The 9,489-nt window shown below is 39.0% G+C and carries 8 protein-coding genes; 2 read left to right on the plus strand and 6 right to left on the minus strand.

The genetic code is table 11. From position 1 onward, the window contains the following. The 4 genes from WS44_RS07860 to WS44_RS07875 all read right to left on the minus strand — a co-directional run. The coding region (locus WS44_RS07860; RefSeq protein WP_046433935.1) for an RNA-guided endonuclease TnpB family protein at nucleotides 1-964 on the minus strand (964 nt) is incomplete at its 3' end. 88 nt (nucleotides 965-1,052) lie between these two features. Beyond that, a complete protein-coding gene (locus WS44_RS07865; protein ID WP_046433943.1) occupies nucleotides 1,053-1,667 on the minus strand; it encodes a membrane protein in 615 nt (204 codons plus the stop codon). A 77-nt stretch (nucleotides 1,668-1,744) separates the two neighbouring features. Then, complete coding sequence (locus WS44_RS07870; RefSeq protein ID WP_046433937.1) at nucleotides 1,745-3,238, minus strand: peptide MFS transporter; 1,494 nt, start codon at nucleotides 3,236-3,238, stop codon at nucleotides 1,745-1,747. 108 nt (nucleotides 3,239-3,346) lie between these two features. After that, a complete protein-coding gene (locus WS44_RS07875) occupies nucleotides 3,347-5,881 on the minus strand; it encodes a M1 family metallopeptidase (protein WP_046433938.1) in 2,535 nt (844 codons plus the stop codon). A 211-nt stretch (nucleotides 5,882-6,092) separates the two neighbouring features. On the opposite strand from WS44_RS07875, the gene WS44_RS07880 reads away from it, so the two are divergent. Beyond that, nucleotides 6,093-6,455 carry an aggregation promoting factor surface protein gene (locus WS44_RS07880; RefSeq protein WP_046433939.1) on the plus strand — a complete coding sequence of 121 codons (363 nt, stop codon included), beginning with the start codon at nucleotides 6,093-6,095 and terminating at the stop codon, nucleotides 6,453-6,455. 147 nt (nucleotides 6,456-6,602) lie between these two features. On the opposite strand, the gene WS44_RS07885 is transcribed toward WS44_RS07880, so the two are convergent. Then, entirely contained in the window at nucleotides 6,603-7,586 is a 984-nt protein-coding gene (locus WS44_RS07885; RefSeq protein WP_288145718.1) for a cytochrome C5, read from the minus strand. 144 nt (nucleotides 7,587-7,730) lie between these two features. On the opposite strand from WS44_RS07885, the gene WS44_RS07890 reads away from it, so the two are divergent. After that, on the plus strand, nucleotides 7,731-8,975 hold the full coding sequence (locus WS44_RS07890) for an MFS transporter (RefSeq protein WP_046433940.1): 1,245 nt from the start codon (nucleotides 7,731-7,733) through the stop codon (nucleotides 8,973-8,975). Between the two features lie 60 nt (nucleotides 8,976-9,035). On the opposite strand, the gene WS44_RS07895 is transcribed toward WS44_RS07890, so the two are convergent. Further along, nucleotides 9,036-9,488: a macro domain-containing protein gene (locus WS44_RS07895; protein ID WP_288145719.1), complete on the minus strand. Its 453-nt coding sequence runs from the start codon at nucleotides 9,486-9,488 to the stop codon at nucleotides 9,036-9,038. Nucleotide 9,489 lies beyond the last annotated feature (1 nt).

Raw genomic sequence — 9,489 nt, forward strand, 5'->3', positions numbered from 1 at the left:
CAGTTGAGAGTACTTGTAAAAAGTCATTACGCTGTCTTCTGATCTTATCGTGCAGTTTAGCGACTATTAGACGCTGTTTTTGATAGTTTTTTGCTAGCCGCAAATTGCGTCCTTCTTTTTTAGCCCGGCGCTGCCTGCGAGACAAGACACGTTGGGCATGGGCCAGCTTCTTTTTGGCTTTGCGGTAAAAGCGTGGATTAGCGACCATTGCTCCGTTAGATGCTGTTAGGAAGTTATCTAAATTGAGGTCAATGCCAATTTGACTTTGTGTTTTAGGTAATTCCTTAACAAAAGCAGTATCGCTGCCTAATTGCATAGACAGGTAGAACTGGTCATCAGCGGTCTTTTTTATCGTGACTGTGCCAATTCTAGTTGGAATCTGCTTAAGCAAGCGCTCTTTAATCAGTTTTCTAAAACCAGCAATGCGGACAATTCCCAGCTTAGGCAATTTAATATGTTTAGCATCAATAAATCTAGCTGTCCCGTTATCAAGATAGGCTTCTGACTGCTTAGGATATTGACAGTTAGTCTGATATGACCAGTCGCTGCGTTTTTTGTGAAAAGTCGGAATTCCATGACCAATCTTGCGATAGTTGTTCCAAGCTTTCTGATAATTTTGAATGGCGTTGGCAAGAGCGAGGCTATCAATTTCTTTAACACGCAAAAAGCTATAAGTATCACGAATATTCCTTGGCTTATCCAATAATTCATTATTGATGACTACTGTTTCTGCCAGTTGGACTTCATAGCTATTAAGAGCAGAAAAAGCAAAGGGCATTGCTCGATTTTGCCTATTAGCTAAATAACGTTTAGCATGGTAGCTAGTCCGATTGCGTCCGACATAAGAGTTGTAGACAAAGCGCTGCGCATCATAGTTTAGTTTAATGATTTTCTTTTGCTTAGAACTAGGATAAAAGCGAAGCTTAACGCCAAAATGATAGGCTAAACTGCTCATTCTTTTCATGTATTTCACCTCCTCATAGATTAGATATTTATATTTTACAGGATAAGCGAACATATGTCTCTATTTTTAGAATAAAAAAAGCTGACTGCTAGGTCAGCTTGGCCCTATCCATCCCCGCATTAAAATACGGGGATTTTCGGGCGTTTTTCATTAAATCAGAAGTTGAGTATTCAGACATGTTGTTACGCATCGTTTCAGTCGTTTGCAACGCGTTATAGATAGTGTGATAAGTACGCTTACCAATGTGCGACAAAAGCATAACGGCAGCAACCATGAATAAAACGTCTTGTGTGATTCTAGCAGTTCGGTAAGATAACTTCGTTCTTTGCGTGATAATTGGTGCAATAGCATCATATGGCACCGCACCAAGGTCCGGTGCCATGTAAAGCGATGCACCCAGCGTGAACAAAATCAAACCGATCAAGGTGTCAGCTGCCACAATCAAGAACGTAGTTCGGTAGCCAAATAATTGGTGGTAAATCGTAGTAAACCATTGAATTTCAAATCCGACCAGAACCATGTTTAAGATAGTACCGATTCCGATTTGCTTACGGTCCAGCCACAAAATAAAAATGAAAATCACCAAGTTCACTGCTAATTGGTAAACACCAAGTCCGATTCCTAATTTGTTAGAAATACCGGTGTTCACGGCAGTAAATGGATCTAGACCACCACGCGGTTCCCATTGATAAAATAGCCACACCAATGAATGATATCAACGTTTTATAGGCGATATTCGCTCAATTAATTTTCTACTTTTTCAGTAGGATTATTTTTCAACTAGTGTACGCCTTCCATTAAGACGTTAATTTTTTTAACTAAAGCAAACATAATAATGCCGAAGATTGCACTCACTATACCAACAGCCAAGAAGTATTGAACTTCAGTACCAGAAGAATAGAATTTAACAATTTGGGCGTTAACTGCCTGACCGGTTGCATCAGCCATGAACCACATACTCATCATTTGTGAACGGAAAGCATTTGGCGCAAGCTTAGTCGTAATTGACAAACCAATTGGTGAAATCAGCATTTCCGCAATTTCAACCAAGAACCATGAAGCGACAAGCCATAATGGACTAACTCTGCCACTGGTACCAAAGAGCATCCCTGGCAAAGCCATCCACATGTATGAAAGGCCTGCAAATACAAGACCTGCAGCGAATTTACCTGGTGCACTTGGTTGCTTTTTCCAGTGTTCCCAAAGCCAAACGAATACTGGCGTCAAGATCATGATAAACAATGGGTTAAGTGACTGAAAGTTAGCTGCCGCAAAGTGCCAGCTGCCAACATGAAGCACAGTTCTTTGTTCCGCAAAAAGTGCTAAAACAACTGAACCGGATTCTTCTATTCCCCAGAAAATAGCTGCGGCGAAGAATAATGGAATATAAGCTTTAACACGTGAACGTTCAATCTTAGTAACCTTAGGGCTCCGGAGCATCATGACGAAGTAGTAGATTGGCAACGCAATAGCCAAAATAGTAAGCAAAGTAATAACGTTATTAACGTTTAATTGACCTACACCAGCCATTGCAGCTAATACAATAGCGATTGCGAAAATACCAATAACTACCCATTTAATAATGTTGAGCAAATCGCCTTTATCAATTGGGTCATTTGGCGTCAAACTATCAGTTGAAAGATATTTTCTACCACCGAGAGTGTATTGCACTAAACCCAAGAACATACCAATAGCGGCAAGTGAAAAGCCGGCATGGAAGTTCCATTCGGTGCCAAACACGTTAAAGCCGAAGCCTTGTGCTGCCCATGGTACAAGGAGTGGTGCAAGGAATGAACCAATATTAATACCAAAAACAAAAATACTAAAACCAGCGTCTCGACGACGATCTTCTACAGAGTAAAGACCACCAACCATTGAAGATACGTTAGGTTTAAGCAAACCCGTACCAACCACGATCAAAGCGATTGAGGCATACAATGCACTAACACCAGCTGGCAAAGCCAAAACAATGTGACCGAGCATGATCAAGACACCACCATAAAAGACGGTCTTTCTTGAACCCCATACTCTATCTGAGAGCCAACCACCAACTAAGGTAGATAAATAAACAAGCGAACCATAAATTGACATGATTGAAGCAGCGGTAGTTTGGTCCATACCAAGACCACCCTTGGTAACTGCGTAATACATGTAGAAAAGTAAGATGGCACGCATGCCGTAGTAACTGAAACGCTCCCACATTTCAGTAAAGAATAAAGTGGACAAACCCTTTGGTTGTCCGAAAAATGCTGTATCTGAATCTCGTTTACCCAAAGAAAAACTCCCCTCTTATCTAAGGTAAGCAATAAAGGATATTATACCACGAAAAATAAGGATCCACTTCTTACATAGTGGATCCTTATTTCTTTAGCTATTTATTTTTTAGTCAATTGCCTTAGCAACTGCACTGTTTACAGCATCTTTTTCGTCTTCGATCAAGTTAACCTTGCCTTCGATGACCTTAATGTCCATCTTAATTTCACGACTAAGAAGTGGAATATTTACCTTAGGTTCAAAGAATTCCTTGAATTCCTTAAGTCTTTCAGGAGTATGGAAGACACCGGTAGTAACTGTGATAAATGTAGCGAATTCCATGTCGCCACCAACAGTCTTATCAAGCCAGTCCCAATCTTCTCTGATCCAGTCCCAAGCAGCTTGTTGACCATGGTGGTTTGCAAGAAGTCCACGGTACCAACCACGAAGGTCTTGTGGCTTAATGACGTCAGCATCTTCAAACTTGTCAACGATTGAGTTAACTTCAGCCTTGTCAATGGTGCTGGTTACAGCTGCACGTAAGTCAGCCTTGTATGAAGCATCTGCAGTTCTTTGGTATTCCTTGATCAACTTAGCAACTAAGTCGTGACTGCCATAGTTCTTAACTTCATTGATCAAAACATATGGACGAACATCAGCATTCATTGCTTCCAAATTGTCTTCATTTTCAGTGAAGATCTTATGAGCTGCCTTAATTGAGTCAGCATTTTCTGCGTAAAGACTAGCAGCTAATTCATATGGACGAATTTGAATATCTTCATCGCTTTCGCCAACCTTAACCTTCCAGCCTAAGCGAGCAACTTGATCCTTAGATAAGAGATCATAAAGCTTCTTCAAGTTCTTTTCTGCGGCAGAATCTGGTTCAACGAATTGACGCAATTTAGCAGCAGTAGTGTACAATGCGTTGATTACCAAGCTTGACTTAGAATCTGCGAACTTAGTAAGAAGTGGCACGATTGAAGCGTATGAAATTTGCTTACCTTCTGCCAAAAGTCTAAGGTCTTGCAATAATTGCAACTTATCAATTGGTTCAAGTTCGTCAACCTCTGACAATATATCATCAAGCAAAGTCTTGTCGTACTTAACGATGAAGTGTGAGTTGTTGCCAATGTTAAGTCTAAGTGGGTGACCTGCTTCTTCACGGATAACCTTGTAGTTACCTAAGTCTAATTCTTTTTCAGACATAATCTTAGGAGCGTCGAAGTTTGCGTTTAATGGAATTTGCCATTGTCTACCCTTGTCTTCACCTTCGCCAACGAAGAATTGCTTTTGAGTAAGCTTCAAGTGACCATCTTCATCGATAAATGCGTTAACTACAGGGTAACCCGGTTGCTTAAGCCATGAGTGCATAATCTTACCGATATCAAGATCAGTAGCAGTTGAAAGTGCATCCCAAAGATCGTCACCAGTGGCATTGCCAAACTTGTGGTGATCGAAGTAGTACTTAAGGCCCTTTCTCAAAGCATCGTCGCCAAGAAGTGAACGAACCATGACTAACATTCTTGAACCCTTAGCGTAAACGATGGCACCGTCAAAGACAGAGTCAATATCAGCTGGGTCGTTAATTTCCATTTGAATTGGTTGAACACCGTCTGTAGCATCACGTGATAATGCGGCAGCAGCTTCACTAGTTTGGAACATTTCCCAGATGTGCCAGTCAGGTTCCAAAGCGTCAACTGACAAGTATTCCATCATGTTAGCGAAACTTTCGTTAAGCCATAAGTTGTCCCACCACTTCATGGTTACCAAGTCACCGAACCATTGGTGAGCCAATTCGTGAGTAATAACAGTGGCAACAAGCTTCTTCATTTCAAGACTAGTGTTGTCTGGGTCAAGCAATAAGTAAGCTTCACGGTAAGTTACAAGACCCCAGTTTTCCATGGCACCAGCACTGAAGTCTGGCAAAGCAAGTTGTAATGATTGTGGAAGTGGGTACTTAGTTTGGTAAAAGTCTTCGTAAAATTCAATTGCACGTTTAGCAATATCCAAAGCAAAGTCTAATTCCTTAGGCTTGTGGGCTTTAGTTGCGTAAACACCAATCAAAACGCCATCCTTGGTGTGAGTAGTCTTTGATTGTAAGTCACCAAAGGCAAATGCGACAAGGTAGCTTGACATACGAACAGTTTCTTCAAAGTGGTGGTAGCCATCTTGGTCAACTTCAACTTCTGGCATGTTGGCAAGTGCAACTTCGCCATCTTCTTCATCCCACTTAAGGGCAAGGGTGAAGGTAGCCTTAGCTTCTGGTTCATCAACACATGGGAATGCTTGACGCGCAAAAGTGGTTTCAAATTGCGTACCAATAATTTGCTTCTTTTTACCTTCCAATTCGTAATATGAAGGGTAAATACCCATCATAGTATCTGTCAAAGGTGCACTATAAGCAATTTCGATGATGGCTTTACCAGTTACGCCGGTTTCAATTTTAATTGCTTCGTCTTTTTCAACTACTTCAAAATCAACGTCTTTTCCATCAACTTTAACACTGTCGATAGTCATAAACTTCTGATTAATAAATACTGGATTCTCAACTACATCACCAGTAATAGTAGAAGTACCATTAATTTCCTTATTTTTACGGTTTACATCAATACGTAAATCGTAATGTTCTGGATGAAAAGTTTCATAAAAACGTTTTACTGCCATTTTTTACCTCCTAAAAACAGTTGTTTCTTCTAATAAATTTTACCAAATTAGGGCAAAAAGCGCTTAAAAAAGGCTATTTATTCCTGATTGTAAGAATGACGTTTTCGTTTTGTAACATTGCTGTCATATTGAGCTTGTAAGATATAAACGTAATCATTAAGAAATTGACAAATTTGAAATTAAGCTTTATTAACGGGGATGAATTAAATAAATGAGTAAAAACGTTAAATCTACTTTGGTTAAAATTTTTGCAGCTTTAGCACTTGCCTTTGCATGTGTTACTGTTGCCCAAGCTTTTTCTACCACTTCAAATAACCAAACTGTACAAGCCGCAACTAGAAAGCTTTCTAAGAAGGAAAGAGCAGCTAAGCGTTGGATCGCAATGCGTGAATCAGGTGGTAGCTACACTGCTAGAAACGGTGTTTGTTACGGTAAATATCAATTAAATATTGGTTACTTAAACGGTGATTTATCACCTAAGAATCAAGAACGTACAGCTGATAATTACGTTTATGGTCGTTACGGTTCATGGGTTAATGCCAAGAGATTTTGGTTAGCACATAATTGGTATTAATTCATTCTTTTAATTTTCAATCATAAAAAAAATCATCTAGTCCAATTGACTAGGTGATTTTTTTATGTCGTCAAATCTTATTTTGGCAAAATAAAAGTGCTGGACGAAGATTCACCTCCATCTAGCACTGGGTTAAAATATTTATCTTTATTCAAAATTATCTTGTTTAACAAAACGATAAATTGCAATAATCAAAACCATAATTGAGCACCCCATACCAACATACGCCATGGTACCAATATGAACCGCATTGTTGGCTGCTTCTCTTGCCATTTGATTTTCCATTGCATAACCTACTACCCATCTTCTCATTAAAACAGGAGTTAATACAAAACTTACCGTAGTGATCAATGAAGTAACTAATGTTGCATTTCTTGAATATGGCTCTTTAAAGAACTGTGCCAACACACAAAATGCTGGAGCAATCATCAAAAGCATGATCCAAATAATAATCCATCTTCCTGAATTACTACTCATCATTTGTGCACTATTGGTTGCATACCGATAAGAGCTCCATAACTGCCCACCAGTTACTGTATTAAGCAAATTCAAGAAATATGATCCACGTTGACCATAATAACCACCATTATTAGACAGCATCCCTTGAATAATTTGGAAACTATCAGTTGATCCTGCTGATGAGAAATCTACAGAAACCACTTGTTTCATATAAGTTGCTAAAAACATAACAACAGAACCACCTAATTCAAAGGCTCTAAGCATACTAAGTTTTCTAGAAGCTTTCATATGAAACTCTAGACTCAGCACACGGTTAGGATGATGACTACGTCCTATCACATAAATACCAGCTATGACAGCAATAAGCAGTACAATGAGTCCCCACCACAGTTTGATCATAATAAAGAACAAAGCCAACACAATTATTGTCACAGAGACATATGGCCTATCAGAGAAAATATTCCAAAAGTTGAGTTTGACATGATTATAATTTTCTCTTGTAGCATTAGCCACATTCACATTGTTAATTGGCACAGGATTGCTAATCTTTTTACTTCTAAATTCTTCACGACTAATTATCTTATTTTTAGAATAATTAATTCGCGATTGACTAGCACCAGATTGTCCATGTTCTTTTTTCATGCGATATTCTCGCCTAGACATATGTGCCATAATGAAAACTCCTTTCTCGAATCACTATCGTAGCACATTATGAACAAGATATCCCACTTTCAAGGCAGAATTTGAAGAAAAATTTAGCTTTTTGTATGTGCTAAAATTAAAGTATTGTTTTACTTTTTGGAAAGAGATGACTTTTTGACTACTACAAAATCAACTGCCTTTCCAGCTGGATGGCATAAAGCTTTTTATACCTTATGGTTAGGCTGTTTTATTACAGGAATGGGCTACTCAATGACGATGCCCTTTATTTCTTTATTTATTTCTGATCTGGGTAATTATACAAAATTTCAAATTAATCTTTACTCAGGTTTAGCATTTGCCATGACATTTATTGCCCAGGCAATTGTTTCACCATATTGGGGCAACTTAGCTGACCGTAAAGGTAGAAAATTAATGTGTATGCGTGCTTCAGGGGTTATGGCATTAACTATTACCCTGACTGGTTTAGCACCAAACGCTATATATATCGTTGTTATGCGTTTTATTCAAGGAGCATTTTCTGGTTATATCAATAATGCAACAGCATTAATAGCTGGAGAAACTCCTCATCACAGAAGCGGCTGGGTAATGAGCCAAATGATGATAGCCGGAACTGCAGGTAACTTAGTTGGACCACTTTTAGGCGGTGCTTTATCAAGTTTCTTTGGCAATTGGCTCGGCGGTGCTTGGGGATATCGTATTCCATTCTTTATTACCGGATTATTGATGTTCCTTGTATTTTTGGGTACTACATTCTTTGTTCATGAAGAATTTACTCCAATTTCTCGCGAAAAGATGAAGCCAATGAACGAAATTATGAAAAGCTTGCCTAGTGTAAAATTGATCATCGTTATGTTCATCACTACCATGCTTGTTCAATCATCAACCATGTCAATCGATCCTATTGTTTCGCTCTATGTTAAATCGATGATGCCTAACGCTAAAAACGTGGCTTTGGTTGCCGGTGTTGTTGCCGCAACACCAGGACTTGGTACTTTGATTGCTGCATCAAAGATTGGACATAAGATGGATGAAGTGGGGCCTTTGAGAGTTTTAAGAATTGGTTTAATTGTTGGCTTTATCCTATTTATTCCAATGGCATTAACTAATAATCCGTGGGTTCTGGCAGGTTTGAGATTCTTGTTAGGAATTGCCAGTGCGGGGATGTTGCCAGCCGCTCAAACTGTTTTGACCTTGAACACACCAAGTGAAAGTTTCGGCCGGATCTTCTCTTATAATCAGTCATTCCAAGCAATTGGTGCCGTAGTCGGTTCATTAATGGGATCGATGATTTCGGGTTTATCAAACTACGCAACAGTATTTTGGGTAACTGGCTTTACACTATTGCTTAACTTTATTCTTGTATTGATCTTTACCTGGGGAATTTCTTATCGCAAATAATAAAATTAAAAAGTATCTTACAACTACTAGATTAGTCTAACAATGTAAGATACTTTTCTTCTATAATTGATTTTTCAAAACTTGTTCCATTCGCTTATCAAAAGCACATAGTGAGATATGCATCTCATAGTCAGGATTAGCTTTTAACCAATCTCTGGAGGTCTTAATCGCTACCTTTGCTGCATCTTTAGCAGGATAACCATATACCCCAGTTGAAATCGATGAAAAAATAATGCTGTGTAAATTATTATTCTTAGCTAAATCCAAGCTATTACGATAACAATCTGCAAGTAACTTAGCGTCTTCTTCCAGAGTGTGGAAACGGTAGATTGGTCCAACTGTATGAATTACATGCTTAGCTGGCAAATTGTAACCTTTGGTTATCTTAGCTTCACCAGTATCACAGCCATGAAGCGTTCGACATTCTGCTAGAAGTTCTGGACCAGCTGCAACGTGAATCGCACCGTCTACCCCACCACCACCTAATAAACTCTTGTTAGCGGCATTGACAATA

Origin of the sequence: Lactobacillus sp. N54.MGS-719 (assembly GCF_000980505.1) — a bacterium.
In the GTDB taxonomy this organism is placed as follows: domain Bacteria; phylum Bacillota; class Bacilli; order Lactobacillales; family Lactobacillaceae; genus Lactobacillus; species Lactobacillus amylovorus.

Bases quoted from the DNA above. Each gene is read 5' to 3' on its own strand.
- WS44_RS07875 (WP_046433938.1), bottom strand. From the start codon at position 5,881: ATGGCAGTAAAACGTTTTTATGAAACTTTTCATCCAGAACATTACGAT.
- WS44_RS07880 (WP_046433939.1), top strand. From the start codon at position 6,093: ATGAGTAAAAACGTTAAATCTACTTTGGTTAAAATTTTTGCAGCTTTA.
- WS44_RS07885 (WP_288145718.1), bottom strand. From the start codon at position 7,586: ATGGCACATATGTCTAGGCGAGAATATCGCATGAAAAAAGAACATGGA.